The 23,756-nt window shown below is 61.4% G+C and carries 23 protein-coding genes; 16 read left to right on the top strand and 7 right to left on the bottom strand.

Annotation, left to right across the window (positions count from 1 at the left end):
- Nucleotides 1-72 precede the first annotated feature (72 nt).
- Nucleotides 73-1,200 (bottom strand): iron-containing alcohol dehydrogenase, encoded by a 1,128-nt coding sequence (locus tag AWX27_RS11590; protein ID WP_060422190.1) that lies wholly within the window; start codon nt 1,198-1,200, stop codon nt 73-75.
- 386 nt (nt 1,201-1,586) lie between these two features.
- Between AWX27_RS11590 and AWX27_RS11595 the strand changes: the two genes are divergently transcribed.
- Complete coding sequence (locus AWX27_RS11595) at nt 1,587-3,365, top strand: colicin-like pore-forming protein (RefSeq protein WP_060422193.1); 1,779 nt, start codon at nt 1,587-1,589, stop codon at nt 3,363-3,365.
- An 18-nt stretch (nt 3,366-3,383) separates the two neighbouring features.
- Here AWX27_RS11595 and AWX27_RS25085 read toward each other — a convergent pair whose 3' ends face one another.
- Complete coding sequence (locus AWX27_RS25085) at nt 3,384-3,887, bottom strand: colicin E1 family microcin immunity protein (RefSeq protein WP_195892967.1); 504 nt, start codon at nt 3,885-3,887, stop codon at nt 3,384-3,386.
- A gap of 123 nt (nt 3,888-4,010) precedes the next feature.
- On the opposite strand from AWX27_RS25085, the gene AWX27_RS11600 reads away from it, so the two are divergent.
- From AWX27_RS11600 to AWX27_RS11610, 3 genes are all read left to right on the top strand, one after another.
- Nucleotides 4,011-4,769, top strand: a complete 759-nt coding sequence (locus tag AWX27_RS11600) for a helix-turn-helix transcriptional regulator (RefSeq protein ID WP_060422196.1) — start codon at nt 4,011-4,013, stop codon at nt 4,767-4,769.
- A 101-nt stretch (nt 4,770-4,870) separates the two neighbouring features.
- Entirely contained in the window at nt 4,871-6,172 is a 1,302-nt protein-coding gene (locus tag AWX27_RS11605) for an NAD(P)/FAD-dependent oxidoreductase (RefSeq protein WP_060422199.1), read from the top strand.
- 18 nt (nt 6,173-6,190) lie between these two features.
- The gene (locus tag AWX27_RS11610; RefSeq protein ID WP_015376517.1) at nt 6,191-6,556 is read left to right on the top strand and encodes a cupin domain-containing protein; all 366 of its coding nucleotides are present in this window, start codon (nt 6,191-6,193) and stop codon (nt 6,554-6,556) included.
- Between the two features lie 39 nt (nt 6,557-6,595).
- Here the strand turns inward: AWX27_RS11610 and AWX27_RS11615 are convergent, their stop codons facing one another.
- From AWX27_RS11615 to AWX27_RS11630, 4 genes are all read right to left on the bottom strand, one after another.
- The gene (locus tag AWX27_RS11615) at nt 6,596-7,402 is read right to left on the bottom strand and encodes an alpha/beta hydrolase (protein ID WP_060422202.1); all 807 of its coding nucleotides are present in this window, start codon (nt 7,400-7,402) and stop codon (nt 6,596-6,598) included.
- A 95-nt stretch (nt 7,403-7,497) separates the two neighbouring features.
- On the bottom strand, nt 7,498-8,610 hold the full coding sequence (locus AWX27_RS11620; RefSeq protein WP_060422206.1) for a class II histone deacetylase: 1,113 nt from the start codon (nt 8,608-8,610) through the stop codon (nt 7,498-7,500).
- Nucleotides 8,607-9,794 carry an MFS transporter gene (locus AWX27_RS11625; RefSeq protein ID WP_049235384.1) on the bottom strand — a complete coding sequence of 396 codons (1,188 nt, stop codon included), beginning with the start codon at nt 9,792-9,794 and terminating at the stop codon, nt 8,607-8,609. The genes AWX27_RS11620 and AWX27_RS11625 overlap by 4 nt, the downstream gene beginning before the upstream one ends.
- A 139-nt stretch (nt 9,795-9,933) precedes the next feature.
- Nucleotides 9,934-10,581 carry a helix-turn-helix transcriptional regulator gene (locus AWX27_RS11630; protein WP_038878402.1) on the bottom strand — a complete coding sequence of 216 codons (648 nt, stop codon included), beginning with the start codon at nt 10,579-10,581 and terminating at the stop codon, nt 9,934-9,936.
- 482 nt (nt 10,582-11,063) lie between these two features.
- Between AWX27_RS11630 and AWX27_RS11635 the strand changes: the two genes are divergently transcribed.
- The 7 genes from AWX27_RS11635 to AWX27_RS11665 all read left to right on the top strand — a co-directional run bounded on the left by AWX27_RS11635 (nt 11,064) and on the right by AWX27_RS11665 (nt 18,525).
- The gene (locus tag AWX27_RS11635) at nt 11,064-12,776 is read left to right on the top strand and encodes an arylsulfatase (protein WP_060422208.1); all 1,713 of its coding nucleotides are present in this window, start codon (nt 11,064-11,066) and stop codon (nt 12,774-12,776) included.
- Nucleotides 12,773-13,957 (top strand): anaerobic sulfatase maturase, encoded by a 1,185-nt coding sequence (locus AWX27_RS11640; RefSeq protein WP_060422212.1) that lies wholly within the window; start codon nt 12,773-12,775, stop codon nt 13,955-13,957. The genes AWX27_RS11635 and AWX27_RS11640 overlap by 4 nt, the downstream gene beginning before the upstream one ends.
- A gap of 129 nt (nt 13,958-14,086) precedes the next feature.
- A complete protein-coding gene (locus AWX27_RS11645; protein ID WP_060422215.1) occupies nt 14,087-15,580 on the top strand; it encodes an APC family permease in 1,494 nt (497 codons plus the stop codon).
- Nucleotides 15,555-16,145: a DUF3156 family protein gene (locus AWX27_RS11650; RefSeq protein WP_060422218.1), complete on the top strand. Its 591-nt coding sequence runs from the start codon at nt 15,555-15,557 to the stop codon at nt 16,143-16,145. Before AWX27_RS11645 ends, AWX27_RS11650 begins: the two co-directional genes overlap by 26 nt.
- Nucleotides 16,138-16,920, top strand: a complete 783-nt coding sequence (locus tag AWX27_RS11655) for an SDR family NAD(P)-dependent oxidoreductase (protein WP_033648535.1) — start codon at nt 16,138-16,140, stop codon at nt 16,918-16,920. The genes AWX27_RS11650 and AWX27_RS11655 overlap by 8 nt, the downstream gene beginning before the upstream one ends.
- Before the next feature lie 11 nt (nt 16,921-16,931).
- On the top strand, nt 16,932-17,729 hold the full coding sequence (locus AWX27_RS11660; protein WP_060422223.1) for a MoaF C-terminal domain-containing protein: 798 nt from the start codon (nt 16,932-16,934) through the stop codon (nt 17,727-17,729).
- A gap of 4 nt (nt 17,730-17,733) precedes the next feature.
- A complete protein-coding gene (locus AWX27_RS11665; protein ID WP_060422235.1) occupies nt 17,734-18,525 on the top strand; it encodes an SDR family oxidoreductase in 792 nt (263 codons plus the stop codon).
- 56 nt (nt 18,526-18,581) lie between these two features.
- On the opposite strand, the gene hpaR is transcribed toward AWX27_RS11665, so the two are convergent.
- Nucleotides 18,582-19,034, bottom strand: a complete 453-nt coding sequence (gene hpaR, locus AWX27_RS11670; protein WP_004933183.1) for a homoprotocatechuate degradation operon regulator HpaR — start codon at nt 19,032-19,034, stop codon at nt 18,582-18,584.
- A 327-nt stretch (nt 19,035-19,361) separates the two neighbouring features.
- Between hpaR and AWX27_RS11675 the strand changes: the two genes are divergently transcribed.
- Genes AWX27_RS11675 through AWX27_RS11695 form a run of 5 tightly spaced genes read left to right on the top strand, consistent with a single transcriptional unit; the run spans nt 19,362 to nt 23,754 of the window.
- Nucleotides 19,362-19,994, top strand: a complete 633-nt coding sequence (locus AWX27_RS11675; protein ID WP_060422238.1) for a fumarylacetoacetate hydrolase family protein — start codon at nt 19,362-19,364, stop codon at nt 19,992-19,994.
- Nucleotides 19,991-20,755 carry a fumarylacetoacetate hydrolase family protein gene (locus AWX27_RS11680; RefSeq protein WP_049202355.1) on the top strand — a complete coding sequence of 255 codons (765 nt, stop codon included), beginning with the start codon at nt 19,991-19,993 and terminating at the stop codon, nt 20,753-20,755. The genes AWX27_RS11675 and AWX27_RS11680 overlap by 4 nt, the downstream gene beginning before the upstream one ends.
- Nucleotides 20,752-22,206, top strand: coding sequence for a 5-carboxymethyl-2-hydroxymuconate semialdehyde dehydrogenase (gene hpaE, locus AWX27_RS11685; RefSeq protein WP_033636981.1), 1,455 nt, complete (start codon nt 20,752-20,754; stop codon nt 22,204-22,206). Before AWX27_RS11680 ends, hpaE begins: the two co-directional genes overlap by 4 nt.
- A 37-nt stretch (nt 22,207-22,243) precedes the next feature.
- Nucleotides 22,244-23,317 carry a 3,4-dihydroxyphenylacetate 2,3-dioxygenase gene (gene hpaD / locus AWX27_RS11690; RefSeq protein ID WP_089180517.1) on the top strand — a complete coding sequence of 358 codons (1,074 nt, stop codon included), beginning with the start codon at nt 22,244-22,246 and terminating at the stop codon, nt 23,315-23,317.
- Between the two features lie 50 nt (nt 23,318-23,367).
- The gene (locus AWX27_RS11695; protein WP_004933172.1) at nt 23,368-23,754 is read left to right on the top strand and encodes a 5-carboxymethyl-2-hydroxymuconate Delta-isomerase; all 387 of its coding nucleotides are present in this window, start codon (nt 23,368-23,370) and stop codon (nt 23,752-23,754) included.
- The last annotated feature ends 2 nt before the right edge of the window (nt 23,755-23,756 follow it).

A 23,756-nucleotide genomic window follows, 5' to 3' on the forward strand; every position in this document is an offset into this window, starting at 1 on the left:
GACTTGAGTAAGCTCCTGGCGAGCCACCTCTTGCCGCCGGGATGCCGCTCCAACTCTTTAGGGTAGAAATAATCATTCGACGCGAAACGCCTCTTCGATCATCCGTTGCCGCTGTGCCGGCGCATAGTCGATCCAGGAATTCTTGCTGTTGGATTTCTCCAGCGCCACCGCCAGTTCCTGGCCGGAAATCGGCAAATCGTCCTGCCAGAACGGCGCGATGGCGTGGCGGGTGATGAAATCGGTCAGGTAGCTCTCTGGGCTGCCCTGCCAGTGCGGGTACAGGCGCGCGGCCAGCTCGGCCATCAGCGCGCGTTGCTGCGGCTGTTCGCTGCTTTCCAGCAGGGCAAGGAATGGCAGCAGCAGGCGGCCGCAGACCTGGCCGTGGTGGTAGTCGCGCAGCGCGCCGATCTCGCCGGCGATGCCGTGGATCACCCCCAGCCCGGCGGCGCTCAGCGTCAGCCCCCCAAGGTACGAAGCTTGCATAATCGCTTCGCGCGCCGCGTCGCTGCGGTTGAGCGCCGGCCAGGCCGCAAGGAAGTGGCGGATGCCGCTCAGCGACATGTCGCGCGTCATGGCGCCGGCGGTTTTCGACAGATAGGCCTCGAACAGGTGGGTGAAGGCGTCGATGGCGCAGTAGGCCAGCACCTTGTCCGGCGCGCCGACCAGCAGCTGCGGATCGAGAATGGCGGTGTGCGGCACGAAGTTATTGTGGCGCAGCGAGGCCTTCACTTTGCTGACCTGGGTGTCGGTGATCACCGCGTTCTGCGTCACCTCGCTGCCGGTGCCGGCGGTGGTAGGAATGGCGATCAGCGGCAGGGTGGCGCCGCTGATTTTGCTGTCGCCCACTTTTTCCATATAGCGCAGCGTTGGCAGCGGATGCTCCACCAGCGCGGAGAACGCCTTGGCGGCATCCAGCACGCTGCCGCCGCCGATGGCCACCACGCGCCGTGCCTGGCCGCGCCAGCGCGCCACCCAGGCGTCTATTTCCTGCGGCGACGCCTCGTGGCTGACGATTTCGGTGCCGATGAGCAGCGGCGTCAGCGATGCGCGCAGGCCGGCGTACACCGGGCCGTTGAGAAAAGATCGGCAGCTGAACAGCAGCGTCGGCTGCGGATCGGCAAGCAGCAGCGGCGGCAGTTGCTGGATGCTGCCGTGACCGAACCAGGTCTGGCGGTTGGCGATGATGTGGCTGACGGACATGAGGTCTCCTTGACGGCGTTGCAGGGCGCGATGCCACAGCATAAGCCAGCGGGCGCGGAGCGGCTACATACATTGGTTAATGGAATTTTATCTCCGCGTATGCTTTGCATTTCTTGGCTTGTGTTTGCGCCTGCAGGCAGGGGACTCCTGGCTGCAGGCACCAGATAAATAACATCGTATTAAATAGTGTTTTTTTATATTTAACGAATTGATTTTAAAAAATATTTTTAATTGCGGTGAGGTGTGCTTCATATAAGAGTTGTGCCATTTCTCCCACAAATGAGAATGATAATTATTTGATTGAAGTAAAGCCAAGGACGGCATAGAGTATTTTTACTGTATGTATAAACAGTTAACGACATAAACAATAATAAGGGAACGCTATTATGGCTCGATATGAAGATACTACTCAGTATGAACGCGACGTTATGACTTCTTTGGGGTACCACTGGCGGGGAGAAGGCTGGCAACGCGGTTTTGATCTTTCTGATGGCGATATGGTTGTTGAGGCGTGGGTGGGTGACCGATTGCCGGACAGGCAAAAGGAACTCAGTAATATTACGCATTTGTGGGATCAAAAAATTAGCGATATTAATAAACCGATTAGCGCTTTTGATCAGGAAGATGATGACATTATTCCATTCAGTGAGAAGGCAAAGAACAGTTTTCGAGCCGATTCCGACAAGGCGATTAAATTTTCAGCAGATAAAGAAAACGATCTGACGAACCAAATTAGTGAGATGCAAAAAGATATTGATGACCTAAGTAGTAAACTCAAAAATAAATCGCAAACGCCGCTAGAAAAAGCGAGCCTTGAAGCGATTATCGCGAAGATTAAAGTGGGTAAGGAGCGTTTAGACGTTCTGCGTAATGAAGCAAAAAAAAGAAAAGTGCATCAGGAGTATTTAAAACTAAATAATGAGAATTGGTTTTTATCCAGAGAAAAACCAACGTCGGGGGTTAAACAACAACAAAATTCAAATAGAATTAAAATGGGGGTGCAGCTAGATGAGGAAAAAAAGATACAGTCTGCCATCGATGCCAATATGAGAAATACGCAACAATATGAAAATGAGCTGCGGAATAAAGAGAGTGAAGTCAATCGCCTCAAGAATTTAGATCTTTCTACCGAAGAAGGGATCAATCGTGTGGAGAATGAGGCGCGCAAAAATGAACAAAGCGCTCAGCATGCACTGAACGATGCGAAAAATCGGATTAATCAGGCGAACGACGACAAAACAAGGGCGGAGAATGTCGGCAGAGAGCATGAAAGAAAAGCCGCTCAGGCTGAAGAAAAAAGGAAAAAACACAGTCAGCTGCTTGATGATTTTGTAAGATGGAATTCGGAAGTCGATTATGGAAAAAAAGCCTGGTGGAATGAGTTCAATGCCGCTAGTGACTTGATCTCGAAGCTGGAAAAAGAGCGCGATGATGCATTAAGCGTCATGAATGCATCGAGAGAGTCGGCGAGCCGGGCCGCAAACCGCCAGCAACAAGCGACCCGAGATCAGACCAACGCCGAAAGTGCGCTTAACAGCGCGCGTAAAACTCTGGCGGATGTGCAGGCGAAAAAAGCGATGATTGCCAAAGAGAAAAAAGAGGCGGAAACTAAGGCTGAAGAGGAGCGTGTAAAAGATGCAATCAAGTTCACAGCGGATTTCTACAAAACGGTAACTGAAAAGTTCGGCGAACATTCGTCAAAGGTCGCTAAAGAGCTTGCTGAAGCGGCTAAAGGAAAGTCGATTAAAAATGTGGACGATGCATTAAAAGCCTTTGAGAAACATAACAACGTTTTGAACAAGAAGTTTGGCGTGAAAGATCGAGAGGCTATTGCAAAAGCCATGGAGTCGGTCAATCGCGATCAGATGGCCAAGAGCTTGGCAAAATTCAGCAAAGCATTTAATTATATTGGGAAGACAATAGATCGTTACGATACCGTAGTGGCTATTGGAAAAGCTATTGAAACTAACAACTGGCGGCCGGTATTTATTCAAATGGAGGCGTTAGCGGCAGGAAGAGCTGCAACGGCGCTCACGGCTTTTTCCTTCAGTATCATCCTTGGCACGCCGATGGGGTTTTTAGGTTTTGCGATAATTACAACACTTGTGGGCGCTTTTATCGATGAAGCGTTAGTCGAAAAAATAAACAAGGAACTGGGGATTTAACAGTTTAACATAAGAGCCCTAATTTCTTTTTAGGGCTTTTAAAATAGATAAAGAAAAATAAATAACTGATACGGGAATGGCGAATGCGAAACAAAATAATTCATAAACCACTTCAATGCTGCCACCCACAGAGCTGACAAAAAAGTCATGCTGCCAAAATTTCTTATGGGAATAACGTAGTGCTGTTTTCTCGATAGCAAATTTTGCAAAAGGATAGAGAACGCAACTGGCAACAGAAAGCGAGAGAATTAACGTTAATCGGCTATCTTCAGGATTTTTACTCCATGCATAGTAAGCGACAGCAGTGATAACAAGCCCCCATAGAATATGCTTTAAGTAATATTTTAAAGTCATCCAACATATCCCTTTTTTCATATGGTTATATCCATTGCTATTGATGCAGTGTACCACAGAATTTTTATTGGGACATGGGGGGCTGTTATAGCTCGGGAATGCAGCGCCCCCCTTACCTTGCAAAGCCACCGCTTTCCCCGCTGCGGCAACTTGTGAGTTGTTTAACATGTAAACGATCGCGTTCTTGCATTTCGGCGCGCCGGATGCTTTTTTTAACAGTACTGGCCGCCATGCGGCTAACCCCATCCGAAATCGGTAGATTGTTAATGTATTAATAATGGCGAGGCGGGTATGGATATTCAGGTTGAACGCTTGTCTGCGGTGATCGATGCGGTGGCCAGCCCGCGCTTTTATCCCAGCCTGTTGAATTGGCTGGAAGGGTTTTTCGCCTTCGACAACGCCATCGTCTATGCCTTCGAACGCGGCCGGCCGCCGCGCTGCCTGATCAAAACCGAGCGGGAAAACAGCGATGCGGTTAACCAGATCTACCAACAGGGCGCCTATCTGCAGGATCCGTTTTACCGCGCGCTGAACGACGGCGGCGAAGGCGAGGTGCTCACGCTGCGCCAGCTGGCGCCCTGCGGGTTTTATCACAGCGACTATTACCGTAATTTTTATCGCAAGACCGGCTGGCACGATGAGGCCGGCGTGCTGCTGCAGCTGACGCCGGAGCGCGGGCTGGGGGTGTTCTTTGGTTCGGCGCGCCGCACGGTGGCGGTGCGCTACCCGCAGCGGGCGGATCTGCGCAGCGCGCTGACGCTGGTGAAAAGCGTGGCGCGGCTGCATGGCGAAGTGGTGGCGGCACCGGCCGAGGCCGACATGGGGAACGACGATGGCGCGCAGGCGCGTTATCTGCTGACGCCGCGCGAGCGCGAGATCGTCGATCTGATCCTCGCCGGCTGCGGTTCGCAGCAGATTGCCGACCGGCTGTTCATCAGCCTCGGCACGGTAAAAAATCACCGCAAGAACATCTACGGCAAGCTGAACATCGGCTCGCAGGCCGAACTGTTCAGCCTGTTGCTGACCGCCCCGCAGCGCCGCAGCGCGTGAATGTTAATTTTTTGTAGCGAATGTCCCTAAGGGGACATAGCGGCACGGCTGCCGCCTCCCGATAATCCGATGTCATAGCATAGGCAATCGGGAGTGCGGCAGTGAACAACGAAATCGAGTCCTTAACCTACTACGCGGCGACCAAAAAATACGATCTGCGCTTCCCGACGCTGGAAGAGGATCTGGACGTCGACGTGGTGATCATCGGCGGCGGCTTCTCCGGCATCAATACCGCGCTGGAGCTGGCGGAGAAGGGCATCACCAACATCGCCATTCTCGAAGGCCGCTATCTGGGCTACGGCGGCACCGGGCGCAACGGCGGCCAGGTGATGGCCGGCATCGGCCATGATCTGGAGAAGATCAAGCGCCACGTTGGCCCGACCGGGCTGGAAACCATCTTCAAAATCAGCAACCTCGGCGCCGGCATTATCCGCGAGCGCATCAAGAAATATGATATCGACGCCGACTTCTGCTTCGGCTATGGCTATCTCGGCAGCAACGCGCGCCAGGAGAAGACCCTGCGCGGCTGGCTGAAGGAGTTCAAGGCGGTAGCGCCGCAGGAGGAGATTGAGCTCTACACCGGCGCGGAGGTGAAGCAAGTGGTGGGCTCCGACGCTTACACCTGCGCGCTGAAACACATGGGCGGTGGCCACGTGCATTCGCTCAACCTGCTGCTGGGCGAGGCCAAGGCGCTGAGCGGCTACGGGGTGAAAATCTTCGAGAACAGCAGCGTGCTCAACGTGGAGTACGGGCCGCGCATCACGGTGCGCACCGCCATGGGCTCGGTGCGCGCCAACAAGATGCTGTGGGCCTGCAACGGCTTCCTCAACGGCATGGAGCCGCAGATCTACCGCAAGACCATCAATACCTACGCCTTCCAGCTGGCCACCGAGCCGCTGTCTGACGATCTGATCCGCCAGATCAGCCCGATCCGCGGCGCCTACAGCGACATCCGCCCGGTGATCGACTATTACCGGGTGACCAACGAAAACCGGCTGCTGTTCGGCAGCGCCACCCGCCTGATCGAATATTTCCCGTCGGATCTCAAGGCCTGGAACCGCAACCTGATGCTGAAGGTGTTCCCGTACCTGAAAGACGTGAAGATCGATCTGGCCTGGGGCGGCCCGCTGTGCTGCAGCGCCAACCTGTTCCCGCAGATTGGCACGCTGCCGGATCGCGACAATGTGTTTTACGTACAGGGCTACTCCGGCTTCGGCGTGACGCCGAGCCACATCGTGTGCAAGGTGCTGGCGGAGGGCATGAGCGAAGGATCCGATCGTTACGATCTGATGAGCTCGATCCCGCACGTCAACATCTTCGGCAAGGACAAGCTGCGGCGGGTGATGACCACCGCCGGTAAGGTTTGGCACCAGACATCCGGCTACTGGAAAGGCCGCCGTTAACCCTCAGAGGAGAATCTCATGAAACCGTTACTGCTTAAACAACCGCTGCCGGAACTGCTGGAGATCGGCAGCGTCAGCAACCTGGGCGCCACGGTGATCGCCGGCACGCCAAACGTCGGCGTGGCCAGCATTTTCGGCGAACCGACCGACAACCTGAACTGCGGCGTGTTCAGCTGCACCCGCGGCAGCTTCGTGATGGAGTATCCGTTCGCCGAGCACGCCACGGTGTGGGAAGGCAGCGCGACCCTGACCAACGAACGCACCGGCGAATCGGTGCAGTATCAGGCCGGCGATTCCTGGTTCGTCGAGAAGGGCACTCCGGTGCGCTGGGACATCACCTCGGATCGCTTCGTCAAACACTACCTCGCCATCGTCGAAGGCTGACGCCGTCATGCCCCCCTCGGCCCGCTGAGGGGGAACGCCTTAGCCTAACGCCCGCGCAATAAAATCGGTCACCCGCTTGAGGATCTGATCCTTATTGGTTTCGTTAAAGCTCTCGTGCCGCCCGCCCGCATTGATCATCCGTTCGAAATCGTCGCCGCGCAGACGATCGAGCGCGGTTTGCGTTTCGCTCATCAGCACCAGCCGATCGTCGTCGCCGTGGATCCACAGCGTGGGCAGCGCGCCGAAGCCCGGCCCGGCGTTGATGGCGGCGAGGCTCCGCTGCATGGCGCGCAGGGTGGGGCGCTTGAACGGCCCGTGCCACACCAGCGGATCTTCCTGATAGGCCGCGCCGACCGCCGGATCGCGCGCCAGGGTGGCGGTATCCAGCGGCGCGTCGGGGATCGTCGGCAGTTCGGCCAGATCGGAGATCGCCGTTCTGTCGCCAAGCAGCGGGCCAGACAGCACCAGCGCACGCACCTCCTCGCCGTAGCGCTGCACGTAGCGGGTGGCGATCATGCCGCCCATCGAGTGGCCGATCACCACCAGCGGCAAGGTGGGGTATTGCTGCCGGAAATGGCTGACCACGCGCTGCACGTCGTCGACCACGGCGTCATAATCCTCGATCAGCACGCGTTCGCCCTGCGACAGGCCGTGGCCGAGATGGTCGGGGCCGAACACCCGCGCGCCCTGTGCCTGCAGCGTGCGCGCCACGTATTGGTAACGGCCGAGGTGCTCGCCGTAGCCGTGTATCAGCAGCGCCAGATAGCGCGGCTGGTCGTTTCCCCAGTCGTGCACGGCGATGTCGCCGTGACGGCCTTTGATAAAGCTGACGGTTTGTTCGGGCATGTTATTGTTCTCATGGTGGGTAGGGTTGCCCTTCAGCGTAGCGGCTGGCGGCGAGGTTGTCAGGGGCGCCGGGTGCGGCGCCCGCAAAGAGGGGATTACAGGTCGAACTGGCGCGCCAGCTCGTCGAGCGCTTCGCGCTGGAAGCGGTTGAAGGCTTCGCGCGGCTGCTGTTGCTGGATAAACGCCAGCAGCGGATCCTGCACTTCAGTGCGCACGCCGCTCAGTTGTTCCATCACCGCCAGCCCGCAGAACGGCACGTAGGATTCGGCATAGCCGCCTTCGTGCACCATCACCAGCTTGCCGCCGCACAGCCGGTCGGCGGCGTCCTGCACCAGCGCGGTCATGGCGCGGAAGCTGTCGCTGTGCAGCTGCATGCGCGCCAGCGGATCGAGGGCGTTGGCGTCGTAGCCGCAGGCGACGATGATCAGCTCCGGCTCGAATTTTTCCAGCGCCGGGATAATGATGTGCCGCATGGCGTGCAGGTAGCCGTCGTCGCCGGCGCCGGCCAGCATCGGCACGTTAACGTTGTAGCCCGCCCCGTCGCCTTCGCCGCGATCCCGTTCGCCGGAATAGCCCGCCGGGAAGCAGCCGTCCTGATGCAGCGACAGCGTCAGCACGTCGCCGCGCTGCCAATAGATGTGCTGGGTGCCGTTGCCGTGGTGCACGTCCCAGTCGAGCACCGCCACCTTGCCGAGGCCATGGCGAGCCTTGGCGCGCTCGATGGCGATGGGAATATTGGCCAGGAAGCAGAAGCCCATCGATTGATCCGGCAGGCAGTGGTGGCCCGGCGGGCGCGACAGCGCATAGGCGTTATCCAGCTCGCCCTGCAGCACCGCTTCCACCGCCGCGCAGGCCAGCCCGGCGGAGAGCTTGGCGATTTCATAGCTGCCCGGCCCCAGCGGCGCTTCCTCCCCCAGCAGGCCGCCGCCGCTGTCGCTCACCTGTTTGAAACGCTGCAGGTAGTGGGCGGGGTGAATGCGCAGCAGATCTTCTTCCGTCGCCGGTTCGGCGCTCAGCAGGGTGAGCTGGCGCGACAGGCCGGACACGTCCATCAGGTTCTTCATGCGCCGTTTGGTTTCCGGCGACTCGGCGTGGCCGGCGCCCGAAGGCGGTTGCACCCAACCGCCGACCGGCAGGGTAGTGGCGTGCAGGCCGGTGCTGTGCCAGAAACAGCGTTCATCAAACAAGAAACCGGTTGTTCTTTTCACCTTTCTCCTCCTGTTATACGGCGCGGTGCGCGCGGTGAAGCCAGCGAAATCAACAGCAGCGACAGCAGCGCGCAGCCCAGCGCGCCGAACAGCAAGGCGTTGAAACCGCCGAAAGATTCGATCAGAGAGCCGGCCAGCGTCGGGCCGATGGCCATACCGCCGCCGATCACCAGGTTGATGCCGTTCATCAGCTTGCCGTCGTTATCCAACCCGGCGACCCGCGCCAGAATGAACGGCAGCACGAAGGTCCAGGTGAATTTGAACAGTAGAGCGGCCAGGGCGAAGCGCAGCAGCAGGGGCTGGCCCGTCAGCAGCGCCACGCTGGCCAGCAGCAGGGCGTACCCCAGCACGATCAGGCGTCCACCGCCGAAGCGCGCGCCGATCAGCGCCGCGGCCCCCGCGCCGACGATGCCGAGCAAGGTGGCGACGGCCAGCACCTGGCCGCTGTGGGCCGGCGACAGCCCGGCGCCGGCGGCGATGCCGCCGATAAAGGTCCAGACCGCGCTCAGGCTGATGTAAAAGGTCAGCACCGCCAGCACGGCGCACAGCTTGCGCGCCAGCGAGGCGGCGGGGCCGCTGCGGGCGGCGCGGGCGGCGGTGAAACCGTTGGGGAATGCCGGGATGAGCGGCAGGCAGCACAGCATGATGGCCGCCAGAATCAGGTAGACCGCCATCAGGCCGAAGTGCGCGAACAGCGGCGGCAGCACCAGCAGCCCGACCGCGCCCAGCACCAGTTGGCCGAGCACCCAGAAGGCATAGACCCGGCTGGGATTGGCGGTGCCGGCGGCGCAGGTGATGCACAGGATCATCAGGGTGCCGCCCGCCAGCGAGGCGATAAAGCGCAGCGGCAGCAGCAGGGTAAAGTCCTGCACCAGCGCCGAAGCCAGGTTGCCGACGATAAACACCAGCGCCGACAGCGTAGCGACCCGCCGCCAGTTGATGCGCCCGATCCACCACCACGCCGGCAGCGTGGCCAGGCTCATGGCGCCGAGTTCGGTGGAGAACAGGTGGCCGATCTGCGCCGGGCCGAGCTGCCATTGTGCGGCGAGCTGGGCGGCCACGGCGGGGGCGGTCATCAGAATGCCCGGCGCGATGGCGGCGAAGACGATAATGGCGGTCAGCAGCCGCGGCGGGCAGGGGAGCGCCGCGCCGACGGCGGGCGCGGAAACCGAATCACTGGACATAAACCTTTTCCCCAAGCGTTGAGTGACGATGAAATATCCCGCCCGGCCCGATTGCGGGCAGGGGGAGGCCGCGCCATAAATGGCGAATACGTTTTGGCGTTATTTTCCGGCCGTCGGCAGCGGCGGCCGTTATCGGGCGTTAACCGTGGGCGAGAAAGCCGCCGGCGACCAGTTCGGTGCGGTTCACCACGTCGGTTTTGGCGAAAATATTGCGCATATGGGTTTTCACCGTGGACAGCGAAATGCCCAGCTTCAGGGCGATGCGCTTATTGCTGGCGCCTTCGCGCACCATGTTGACGATCTCTTGCTCTTTGGCGGTCAGCAGCTGCGCCTCGCCGTCGGGCAACAGATCGCGCGTCGCCAGCTCGATCAGCGGCAGCACCGCGCGCAGGCGGCCGCGCTCCACTTCAGTAAACGGTGTATCGCGGATCAGCGATACCCCGGCGACGATGCGCTTGCGTTGGCGGATGAAGATCTCCGTCATGTCGCGCATGTCGTTCGGCAGCATAAAGTCGTGGTAATAGCGGCGGTTGCCGGCGATCGCCGCCGGGCTCATGCCGACCATGGTGATGTCCTGGCGATGAAAATTGGCCGGCTGCAGCGGGTCTATCTGCTGGAAGTGGTTCAGATACTGCTGATGCGTTTTATCGGGCATGCCGTGCAGGATGTAGTGATCCGGCCGCAGGTCGCGATCGACCAGATAAAACACCCCGGCGGACACCGGGATCAGGTGCGTGATGGTCGCCAAACAACTGTTGATAAAGGCATCGGATGCGGTGCTGTGCATGATTCGTGTTCCTCCCTTTATCATTCAATCTGGAGAAGGTTGGCGGTCAATATATGAACGATACAAGCATAGTTGTAGCAATTTGGCAACACAATAAAAACATATTAACAACGTGAGGCCGATTGCAATAAAACACATAAATAACAAGATGACACTGCGTTAATCAGGGCTTTTCAGTTCGGATTTATCGCGATTTTCATTAATAGGTTAATGAAATAATTCACCGCTTTTCCCGCTGAATTTACAGCGCTTTTCAATGTTTGCCCAGGTGAAGCCCTCGCTGCCCTGCGCGTGCTACAACCGGCACGACTGGAGCCGTTCCTCGTTCTTAAGAACGATAGCCAGGCTTTTCCGCCGCTTCCTACACTGCGAATTGAAGATAGCGCCAGGCGGCGCCAAACGTATAAGACGAAAAAATGATGACCTTTCTCGGGCTGAGGCGTCGGGTTGTTCAGTCCGCATGACCATACGGGGAACGAACGATGCAGAAAAAAACGTTGGCGGTGGCGTTGAGCGGCGCCTTATCGGGCCTGGCGCAGGGGGCGGATGCCGATCGCCCCAATGTGCTGATCATTCTGGTGGACGACATGGGCTACTCCGACATCAGCCCGTTCGGCGGCGAGATACCGACGCCCAACCTGCAGGCGCTGGCCGAACGGGGCGTGCGCATGAGCCAGTACTACACTTCGCCGATGTCGGCGCCGGCGCGGTCGATGCTGATGACCGGCAACACCAATCAGCAGGCCGGCATGGGCGGCATGTGGTGGTATGAGAGCACCGCCGCGCAGCCGGGCTATGAAATGCGGCTGACCGACCGCGTGACCACATTGCCGGAGCGTTTTCGCGATGCAGGTTACGCCACCATGATGGCGGGCAAATGGCACCTGGGCTATGTCGACGGCGCCAAACCGACCGATCGCGGCTTCGAGCGCGCCTTCGCCTTTATGGGGGGCGGCACCAGCCATTTCGACGATGCGAAACCGCTGGGCACCGTGGAGGCGTTCCATACCTTCTACACCCTGAACGGCAAACGCGTGTCGTTGCCCAAAGATTTCTATTCCAGCAAGGCCTATGCCGATCAGCTGGAACAGTGGATCCGCGATACGCCGCAGAGCAAACCCGTCTTCGCCTATCTGGCGTTTACCGCGCCGCACGATCCGCTGCAGGCGCCGGATGACTGGATCGCCAAATTCGACGGCAAATACGACGCCGGTTACCAGCAGGCCTATCAGCAGCGCATTCAGCGCCTGAAGGCGCTGGGGCTGATTTCCGATCGCACGCCGATGCCGACGCTGGCGCTGGATAAGGCCTGGAACGCGCTGACGCCCGAGCAGCAAAAATATGAAGCCAAGACCATGCAGGTGTACGCGGCGATGATTGCTTACATGGACGATCAGGTCGGCGCGGTGCTGAATACCCTGAAGCAGACCGGCCGTGACCAAAATACGGTGATCGTGTTCGCCACCGACAACGGCGCCAACCCCGCCAGCGGCTTCTACTACGGCTCGAAGCCGGAGTATTGGCGGCAGTTCGACAACAGCTACGCCAACCTCGGCCGCAAGGGATCGTTCATTTCCTACGGGCCGCACTGGGCCAACGTCAGCAATGCGCCGTACGCCAACTACCACAAAACCACCAGCGCGCAGGGCGGCATCAATACCGATTTCATCATCTCCGCGCCGCGGCTGAAGGGGCGCGGCGGCATCGACCGCACGCCGATGGCGGTGTATGACATCGCCCCGACGCTGTATGACTATGCCGGCATCGACGCCAATAAACCGCTGAAGGCCAAACCGACGCTGCCGATGGTCGGCGTCAGCTTCAAGCGCTATTTCAGCGGCGAGGCCGACGGCGTGCCGCGCGCGACCTACGGCGTGGAGCTGCATAACCAGGCCGCCTATGTGGACGGCGTCTGGAAGCTGCGACGGTTGGTGAAGGCCGGGCCGACGGCGCAGATGGCGCCGTGGGGGCTGTTCAATCTGCATGACGATCCGCTGGAGACGCGCGATCTGGCCGCCGCCGACCCGGAGCGGGTCAAACGGCTGAGCGAGGCGTATCGCCGTTTTGCGCAGCAGAGCATGGTTATTGAAGCCAAAGGTGCAGCGATCGACTATCTCGGCGTCGACGCCAACACCGGCGACTACATCGGCCTGGATCCGCTGACCCACAAACCGTTGCCGCAGGCGGCGCCATGAACCTAGCCCAGCTGCGCGCGCAGCAGATCCCGGTAGAGAGCGAACCGCGCGCGGCGGCGCCTTTTCATTTGCTGGTGAAGCCGATCGGCGCCGGCTGCAACCTGGGTTGCCGCTACTGCTACTACCCGCAGCGCCAGGAAGAACGGACGCGCAAGATGGACGACGACCTGCTGGCGGAATTTATCCGCGGCTACATCGCCGCCCAGCCGCGTTACAGCCGCGAGATCAACTTCGTCTGGCAGGGCGGTGAGCCGCTGCTGGCGGGGATCGGTTTTTACAAGCGGGCGCTGGCGTTGCAACGCCGCTACGCGCCACCGGGCGTGCGGATCAGCAACAGCCTGCAGACCAACGGTACCCTGCTGAACGACGCCTGGTGCCGGCTGTTCCGGCAGCATCACTTTATCCTCGGCGTCAGCCTGGACGGCGACCGCGAGGTGCAGGACGCCCACCGGCCGGACAAGCGCGGCGGCGCCAGCTATGACGCGGCGCTGCGCGGCATTGCGCTGTTGCAGCGCCATCAGATCGACTTCAACCTGCTGATGGTGGTGCACGACGGCGTCGCGGATCGCGCCGAGGCGATCTACGATCATGCGGTGGCGATCGGGGCGCGCTATCTGCAGTTCCAGCCGCTGATGCTGGAAGGGGACGCGCCCACCGCCGGCTATGGGTTGAGCGCCGCCAACTGGGGGCGCTTCATGCTGGCGGTATACCGCCGCTGGCGCAGCCGCGGGCACGTCGGCCAGGTCTTCGTGATGAACATTGAGCAGGTCTACGCGCAGTATTTCACCCACGTTAGCCCCAGCTGCGTACACGCCGAACGCTGCGGCGGCAATCTGGTGATGGAGCCGGACGGGCGGCTTTACGCCTGCGATCATCTGATCAACGCGCAGCACCTGCTCGGCCATGCCGATCGCCACACGCCGCTCGCCACGCTGGCTACAAGGGCGGCGGAGATGCCGTTCGGTAAAAACAAGAGCCTGCGCCGCGAGTGCCAACGCTGCAGCGTGAAAAGCGTCTGCCAGGGTGGCTGCCCGGCGCATGTGGGCGAAGATCGCTATAACCGGCTGTGCGCCGGCTATTACGCCTTCTTTTCCGCGCTGCTGGCGCCGCTGCGCGCCTACCCGCGCAGCCCGCAGGGGGCGATGCAGTGGCGCGCCGCCGTGAGCGCGGCCGCAGGTTGAAAGCGTCTCGTCCTTAAGGACGATAGTCAGCATTTTCCTTTCCTCTCTATAGTGAGATTACCGCCGCTGGCGGTGAAAAACCTGCAAGCACCTGCATGCATCAGGCCAAAACTATAAGAGGAAATAACCATGAACCTGTCGTCGCGGTTGCACGCCCACCTGGCTCGAGGCAAGGTCGGCTTTCCCACCACCCTGGCCAGTTCGGTCGGGGTGATCATGGCCAGCCCGGTGATCCTGACGGTCACCAGCGGCTTCGGCATCGGCGGCGACACCTTCGCGCTGGCGATGCTGATCGCCTTCATCATGATGCAGGCGCAGCTCACCACCTTCTCCGAAGCGGCGGCGCTGCTGCCGACCTCCGGTTCGGTTTACGACTACATCTCCTGCGGCATGGGGCGCTTTTTCGCCATCACCGGCGCGCTGTCGGCCTACCTGATCGTGCACATCTTCGCCGGCACCGCCGAGACCATTCTCTCCGGCATCATGGCGCTGGTGAACTTCGAGCATCTCAACACCCTGATGGAAAGCCACAACGCCTCCTGGATGGTCGGCGTCGGGCTGGTAATCGTGTTCGGCCTGCTCAACGCGTTCGGCATCGAGGCCTTCGGCAAGGCGGAGATCGTGCTGACCTTCGCCATGTGGAGCACGCTGGTGATTTTTGGCATCGTCGGGCTGCTGTCGCCGCATGCGGTGCCGCTCGAGGGCTGGTTCGGCAGCACGCTGAGCCTGAACGATCCCTTCGCGGTGTTCAGCCTGATCGGCATGGCGATGTTCATGTTCGTCGGCTGTGAACTGGTGACGCCGATGGCGCCGGAGATCAAACGCTGCGATCGGGTGATCCCGCGCGCGATGGCGCTGGGGCTGTGCGGCGTGGCGGTGTGCATGGCGCTGTATGGCGCGGCGCTCAGCCACCAGGTGGAAAACGTGGTGATCGACGCCGCCAGTGGCACGCGCCTGCTGGAAACGCCGATGGCCATCCCGGCGTTCGCCGGCCAGGTGATGGGCCAGTTCGGCAAATATTGGCTGGGCGTCGGCCTGCTGCTGGCGGGTGCCGCGACCATCAACACGCTGATGGCGGCGGTGCCGCGCATTCTGTACGGTATGGCGCTGGACGGCGCGCTGCCGCGCATGTTCGCTTATCTGCACCCGCGCTTTAAAACGCCGGTGGTCGGCATTCTGGTGGCGGTACTGATCCCCTGCGTACATGCCTTCGCCATTCAGGGCAACCTCGACAGGATCATTCCGCTGGTGCTGGCGGCGGTGTGCGCCTGGGGCGTGGCCTACCTGCTGGTGAGCTGCTCAGTGGTGATCCTGCGCGTACGCCGCCCCGATCTGCCGCGCGCCTATAAATCGCCGTGGTTCCCGCTGCCGCAGATCGTTTCCAGCGTTGGCATCGTGCTGGCTATCGTTTACATCACGCCGCCGGGAATGAACCCGAGCGATATCTACATTCCCTTCGGCTGGATGATCGGCCTGACCGCCGCCTATGCGCTGTTCTGGACGCTGTGCGTGCAGAAAGTGAATCCGTTCAAGCCGGTGCCGGTCGAGCAGGTGCTGGAGAACGCGTTCGCCAAGGGTGAAAATGAGGAGGCGCAGTTTGATCGGCTTACTTCCCTCACTTAATCGCGCCTGGCGGCGAGCGCCGTCGGGCTATCGGCCGGGCGCCGCGCTGGATCGTCTGGCGCGCAACCTGGAACCCTACGCGTGCGAACGCCTGGCGCCGGGCCTGCTGCGGCTGACGCTGCCGCAGGGGCCGCAGATCGAGGTCAGCGAACAGGTGCAGGGGCTGTTTATGGCGCATATCGTCAGCCACCGCTTTCGGTTGCAGGGCCCGTGCGCGATGCAGCTTCCGCTGACGCTGGACGTGGTGACCGGCGGCTGGCTGCGGCGGCGCGGGGTGCGTTATCTGCTGCGCCAGCGCCATGCGGCCGCGCAGCGGGTGCTGGACGGCCTGCAGCGTTACCCGCAGATCGGCGAGACGCTGGCGCAGCTGGATTTTCGCCGCGTGCGGCTGACGGTGAACGACGGGCGCTGGCAGGTGGAGATTGAGCATTTCGCCGCATCGGAGGTGGTCAGCCGTTTGCCGGCCGGCCGCCGCTATCTGCGGCTGGATGCCGAACAGCGGCGGCTGCTGTTGAGCAGCCTGCTGATGATCGGCCAACTGATGGAGAAGCTGAATCATGAATAGAGTGGTTGTGATTACCGGCGGCGGCACCGGCGTCGGCGCCGCCTGCGCCCGTCTGCTGGCGGCGCAGGGCGATCGGGTGTTCATCATCGGCCGCCGCCCGGAACCGCTGGCGGCGCTGGCGCAAGAGATCGGCGCACAGGCGCTGGTGGGCGATGCCGCCAGCGGCGAGAGCTGGAACCACGCGTTGCTGCCGGCCATTCTGCGCGAAGCCGGGCGCATCGACTGCCTGATCGGCAGCGCCGGCGGCATGGGCTTCAAGCGCATCACCGAGATGACCGACGCGCAGTGGCAAGGGGCGATGGACAGCAACCTCAACAGCGCTTTCGCCAGCGCGCGTGCCTGCCTGCCGGAGCTGATTAAAAGCGGCGGCAACCTGCTGTTCGTGGCCTCGATCGCCTCGCTGGCCGCCGGGCCGGAGGTCTGCGGCTACGTCACCGCCAAGCACGCGCTGATCGGGCTGATGCGCTCCATCGCCCGCGACTATGGCCCGCTGGGCGTGCGTGCCAACGCAGTGTGCCCGGGCTGGGTGACCACGCCGATGGCGGACGAAGAGATGCAACTGCTGATGGACGCCCATCAGATTTCGCTGGAGCAGGCTTACCAGATGGTCTGCCGCGACGTGCCGCTGCGCCGCCCGGCCAGCGCCGAGGAGATCGCCCGCGTGTGCCGTTTCCTGTGTTCCAGCGAGGCTTCAATCATTACCGGCGCGGCGCTGGTGGCCGACGGCGGCTCCACCATCGTCGATGTGCCGACCCTGGCTTTCACTTCCCTGTAAGGAGCATTTCCATGAGTTCAGAAGCGGTATTCATTCAGGTTGGCGCGCTGGCGGAAGGCTTTGCGCCGCACAGCAATACGCTGGAACGGCAGCACGGGCTGGCGGGCACCACGCTGACGCTGCGCTTTAGCGACGGCGCGACGCAGCGTTGCCGGTTTACCGACGAGCAGACGCTGGAGTGGGGCGAACGGCGCAGCGTCACCTATCGCGCCACCAGCATTCGCCCCGGCGTGCTGTTCATCGATTTTCTCGATCCTGCCCGCGCCAACGCCAGCATTACGCTGGTATGCGACCGCAATCAGGGCAACTTCACTGCGGTATACGGCCAGCTGCCGGACGAAGCGCAGGCGCGGCTCGACGCCTTCAGCCGGGTGGAGCAGGGGCTGCCGCTGACCGCGGTCGAGGCCGAATTCCGCTTCGGCACGCTGGATGACGCCGACGTGGCGCCACCGGGCTTTACCGATGAGCTGATCGGCATGCGCAACATGTACACCTACAGCCCGACCGAACGGTACGAGCACATCTACCTGAACGATAACTTCTACGCCTGGCAGTGTCTGGACGGGGTGGAAAAAGGGCTGGCGGACGTCGATCGCTGCCACTACGTGAAGGTGGCGGAGCAGCTTTATCTGTTCGTCTGGCGCGAGAAGATCATCCCGACGTTGGGCGTGGTGATGATCGATCTGCAGGGCATGCGCACCGACGGCAAGATCCTCGGTTATCAGGGCAGCGATTTCAGCGCGCTGAGCAACTTTGCGGTCGGCGCCCATGCGCAGGTGCTGAACACCACGCGCCACCCGCGAGGATAGGGTGATGAGCGCAACCTATGCGGCCGACGCCTTTGCGGGGCAGGCGGTGCTGGTGACCGGCGGCGCTCAGGGCATTGGGCTGGCGATCGTCAGCGCCTTTGCCCGCCTGGGCGCCGAGGTGACGATCGCGGACGTGCAGCTGCCGCAGGCGCAGGCGGCGGCGCAGGCGCTGCGGGACGAAGGGCTGAGCGTGCAGGCGCTGGCTTGCGATCTGGCCGAACCGGGGCAGATCGCCGAGGGGGTGACGGCGGTAGGTGAGCGGCATCAACGGCTGGACGTGGTGATCCACAATGCCGCTTACTTTCCGCTGACGCCGTTCGCCGCCATCGATGCGGCCCTGCTGCAACGCACGCTGAGCGTCAATCTGATGGCGCCGTTCTTTCTGGCGCAGGCGGCGCTGCCGTGGATGCGTCGCCGGGGCGGCGGCTGCCTTCTGGTGACCTCGTCGGTGACCGGCCCGCGGGTGGCCTACCCGGGGCTGGCGCACTACGCCGCCTCCAAGGCCGGGGTGAACGGGTTTATTCGCGCGGCGGCGCTGGAGTTGGCGGCGGAGAACATTCGCGTCAACGGCGTGGAGCCGGGGATGATCCGCACGCCGGCGATGGCCAACCTGGGCGACGCGCAGGTGAATCAGGCGATCGCCGCCTCGGTGCCGCTCGGGCGGCTGGGGGAACCGGAAGACATCGCCGCGGCGATGGTGTTTCTCGCCTCGCCGGCGGCGGCCTACATCACCGGCCAGACGCTGGTGGTGGACGGCGGCGCGCTGCTGCCGGAAACGAATTCTCTGCTTACCTGACGCTGCAGCGTTGTTGGCTGCAACGTCAATTAATTTGAGAATTCCGGTTGGTTAAATCACTGCTTGGCAGGATGCGCGGTGACGTTGGCGGGCAGGCTGTCGCCCAGGGTGATCAGCTCGTCCAGCAGCGTCATCAACTGGTCCATTTTCTGTCGCGAGAAAGCGGCTTCAATCTCGGCGTAGCCCTGTTCCACCTGGTGGCGCGCCACTTCATACAGATCCTGGCCCTGCTGGGTCAGCGACACGTACAGCTTGCGCTGATCGTTGACCGGCTTCAGGCGGAAGATCAGCTTGTCACGCTCCATGCGCGACAGAATGCCGGTCAGGCTGGGGCGCAGAATGCAGGTTTCCGCCGCCAGCTCGTGGAATTCGATCGAGCGGCTGTTGGCCAGCACGCGGATGATGCGCCACTGCTGTTCGGTCAGATTGTGGCTTTTCAGGATCGGGCGGAAGAACCCCATGGCGGTTTCACGCGCCTGCAGCAGGGCGATGGTTAACGATTCATGCATAAGTTTGGCCTTAGCTATCAAGGTGTTCGTTGTTACGGCGCTCGTTATGGGGGCGCCTGCCCCGCAAAGCCCGATTTTGTTAATAACTTAATAGTAGCCAAAGTTACCCGTAGGGATAAAGCAAAAATGCAGGGCGCAGCGAAAAATGGCGTGAAAAATGATTAATACATTGAATAATCACGCTAATGTTCGTTATTTGTGAATATTTTGTTATCACGATCACAAATCACTCCAAGCGCGTTGCGTAAAAGCTGCACAGCGTATAAAAGTAATCATTAATATATTAACGAATGCCGGTTGTCATGTTTTGCCATTGGAGGAGTTCGCATGAAAGGCACCGTATTTTCCGTTGCGCTGAATCACCGCAGCCAACTGGACGCCTGGGATCAGGCGTTTCACCAGCCGCCGTATCAGACCCCGCCCAAAACCCCGGTCTGGTTTATCAAACCGCGCAACACCCACCTCGCCAACGGCGGGGCGATCCCGTTTCCGGCCGGTGAAACCGTGCACAGCGGCGGCACGCTGGCGGTGATCATCGGCGATACCGCGCGCAAGGTGCCGGTGGCGCAGGTGGGCCGTTATCTGGCCGGCTACGCGTTGGCCAACGACGTCAGCCTACCGGAGAGCAGCTTCTACCGCCCGGCGATCAAGGCTAAATGCCGCGACGGGTTCTGCCCGTTGGGGGAGATCGGCCAGCTGGCGAATGCCGATCGGCTGGAGATCGTCACCGAGATCAACGGCGTGGAGCAGGATCGTTGGTCCACCGCCGATCTGGTGCGCTCGGTGCCGGAGCTGATCGCCGCCATCAGCGACTTTATCACCCTGCAGCCGGGCGATGCGGTGCTGATCGGCACCCCGCACCAGCGGGTGGAGATCAAATCGGGGGATGAGGTGACGGTGCGCGCCGCCGGCCTGCCCACGCTGACCAACCGCGTCACCCAGGCAGGAGCCGCATCATGAAACATGCCCGTATTCGCCATCATGGCCAGATCTTCAACGTGCAGGTGGACGAGCAGCTGCGCGTCACGCTGCCGAACGGCGAGGTGCTGCAGGAGCGCGAAGTGGAATGGCTGCCGCCGGCGCAGGGCACGGTGTTCGCCCTGGGGCTGAACTATGCCGACCACGCCAGCGAGCTGGAATTCAAGGCGCCGGAAGAGCCGCTGGTGTTCCTCAAGGCACCGAACACCCTGACCGGTCACCGCCAGGTGTCGGTGCGCCCGGCCGGCGTGGAGTACATGCATTACGAAGCCGAGCTGGTGGCGGTGATCGGCAAGACCGCGCGCAACGTCAGCCGCGAGCACGCCATGGAGTATGTGGCGGGCTACACCCTGTGCAACGACTACGCCATTCGCGATTACCTGGAAAACTACTACCGGCCGAATCTGCGGGTGAAGAGCCGCGACACCCTGACGCCGATCGGGCCTTACATCGTCGATCGTGACGACGTCGCCGATCCGCACCGGCTGGCGCTCAGCACTTACGTCAACGGCGAGCTGCGCCAGCGCGGCAGCACCGCCGACATGATTTTCGACATTCCGTTCCTGGTCGCCTACCTGAGCGAATTCATGACGCTGCAGCCGGGCGACATGATCGCCACCGGCACGCCGAAAGGGCTGGCCGACGTGCAGCCGGGCGACGAAGTGGTGGTGGAAATCGAGGGCATCGGCCGTCTGGTTAACCACATTATCAGTGAAAAAGATTACGAGGAGAGCCTGCGATGAAGACCATCAACCACTGGATCAACGGCAAGAACGTCGCCAGCAAAGAGTACTTCACCACCACCAACCCGGCGAACGGCGAGGTGCTGGCGGAGGTGGCCTCCGGCGGCCAGCTGGAGATAGACCAGGCGGTGGCGGCGGCGAAAGAGGCGTTCCCCAAGTGGGCCAACACGCCGATGAAAGAGCGCGCGCGCCTGATGCGCCGCCTGGGCGAGCTGATCGACCAGAACGTGCCGCAGATCGCCGAACTGGAAACCGCCGACACCGGCCTGCCGATCCACCAGACCAAAAACGTGCTGATCCCGCGCGCTTCGCACAACTTCGAGTTCTTCGCCGAGGTGTGCCAGCAGATGAACGGCAAGACTTACCCGGTGGACGACAAGATGCTCAACTACACGCTGGTGCAGCCGGTGGGGGTGTGCGCGCTGGTGTCGCCGTGGAACGTGCCGTTCATGACCGCGACCTGGAAAACCGCGCCTTGCCTGGCGCTGGGCAACACCGCGGTGCTGAAGATGTCCGAACTGTCGCCGCTGACCGCCGATCGCCTGGGCGAGCTGGCGCTGGAGGCCGGCATTCCGGCCGGGGTGCTGAACGTGGTACAGGGCTACGGCGCCACCGCCGGCGACGCGCTGGTGCGCCATAAAGACGTGCGCGCGGTCTCCTTCACCGGCGGCACCGCCACCGGCCGCCGCATCATCGAAAGCGCCGGGCTGAAAAAATTCTCCATGGAACTGGGCGGCAAGTCGCCGGTGCTGATCTTTGAAGACGCCGACATCGAGCGGGCGCTCGACGCCGCGCTGTTCACCATCTTCTCGATCAACGGCGAACGCTGCACCGCCGGTTCGCGCATCTTCATTCAGGAGAGCATCTACCCGGAATTCGTCAAACGTTTCGCCGAGCGCGCCAACCGCCTGCGCGTGGGCGATCCGCAAGATCCCAACACCCAGGTGGGGGCGCTGATCAGCCCGCAGCACTGGGAAAAAGTCTCCGGCTATATCCGCCTCGGGGTGGAAGAAGGGGCGACCCTGCTGGCCGGCGGCCCGGACAAACCGGCCGGCCTGAGCCACGGCAACTTCCTGCGCCCGACGGTGCTGGCGGATGTCGACAACCGGATGCGCGTGGCGCAGGAGGAGATCTTCGGGCCGGTGGCCTGCCTGCTGCCGTTCAAATCAGAAGAAGACGGCCTGCGCATGGCCAACGACGTGGAGTACGGCCTGGCCTCGTACATCTGGACGCAGGATGTGAGCAAGGTTCTGCGCCTGGCCCGCGGCATTGAAGCGGGCATGGTTTTCGTCAACACCCAAAACGTACGCGATCTGCGCCAGCCGTTCGGCGGCGTGAAAGCCTCCGGCACCGGCCGCGAAGGCGGCGAATACAGCTTCGAAGTGTTCGCCGAAATGAAGAACGTGTGCATTTCCATGGGCGACCACCCGATCCCGAAATGGGGCGTTTGAGCCTCAAGCCACAATAATAACGAAAGAGATGAGAACAATGACGACAAAATTGACCACTGATGCTGTCCCTGCTCCCGACGTCGTGCGCTGCGCCTACATGGAAATTCAGGTCACGAACCTTAAAGCCGCACGCGAATTTTACGTCGATATCCTCGGCCTGGTCGTGACCGCCGAAGAGGATAAAACCCTCTATCTGCGTTCGATGGAGGAGTTCATTCACCATAACCTGGTGCTGCGCGAAGGCCCGGTCGCCGCCGTGGCGGCGTTTGCTTTCCGCGTACGCACGCCGGAAGACGTCGATCGCGCCGAAGCGTATTTCAAGGCGCTTGGCTGCCGTACCGAGCGGCGGGTGAACGGGTTCGCCAAAGGCATCGGCGATGCGGTGCGGGTAGAGGATCCGCTCGGTTTCCCGTATGAGTTTTTCTACGACGTGCAGCACGTCGAGCGTCTGGCCTGGCGCTACGATCTGTATACGCCGGGCGCGCTGGTGCGCCTCGACCACTTTAACCAAATCACCCCTGACGTGCCGCGCGCCGTGGAATACATCCAGGGGCTGGGATTCCGCGTGACGGAAGACATCCGCGATGAAGACGGCGTGGTTTACGCCGCCTGGATGCGCCGCAAGGCGACGGTGCACGATACCGCGATGACCGGCGGCGCCGGGCCGCGCATGCACCACATCGCCTTCGCCACCCATGAAAAGCACAATATTTTGGCCATCTGCGACAAGCTCGGCGCGCTGCGCAAATCCGATTTGATCGAACGCGGCCCCGGCCGTCACGGCGTCTCTAACGCGTTCTACCTCTACCTGCGCGATCCCGATGGCCACCGCGTGGAAATCTACACGCAGGATTACTACACCGGCGATCCGGACAACCCGACCGTGACCTGGGACGTGCATGACAACCAACGCCGCGACTGGTGGGGCAATCCGGTGGTGCCGAGCTGGTATACCGAAGGATCGCTGGTGCTGGATCTCGATGGGCAGCCACAGCCGGTCATCGAGCGCAGTGCGCCCAGCGAAATGGCCGTCACCATCGGCGCAGACGGTTTTTCCTATACCCGTGAGGGCGATACGGAAAAAGGTTTCAAGCTTGGCAATACGCTGTAAATGCCGCTGCGCGGGCCGCGCCCGCGCATATTTGCCGTCTGGAGAACGCTATGCCCCATTTTTACGCTGAATGTACCGACAACATCCGCCGCGAGGCGGATTTGCCCACCCTGTTCGCCAAGGTCAACGAGGCGCTGGCGGCGACCGGCATCTTTCCGCTGGCCGGCGTGCGCAGCCGCGCCATCTGGCTCGATACCTGGCAGATGGCCGACGGCAAGCAGGACTACGCCTTCGTGCACATGACGCTGAAGATCGGCCACGGCCGCAGTCTGGAAAGCCGGCAGCAGGTGGGCGAGATGCTGTTTGCGCTGATCAAGGAACACTTCGCCGCGCTGATGGCGCAGCGTTACCTGGCGCTCTCTTTCACCATGGAAGAGCTGGATCCGGTGCTGAATTACAAACAGAACAATGTCCACGCGCTGTTCAACAAGGCGTGAAT

The organism is Serratia sp. 2880STDY5682894 (genome assembly GCF_001537385.1).
GTDB lineage: Bacteria > Pseudomonadota > Gammaproteobacteria > Enterobacterales > Enterobacteriaceae > Serratia > Serratia nevei.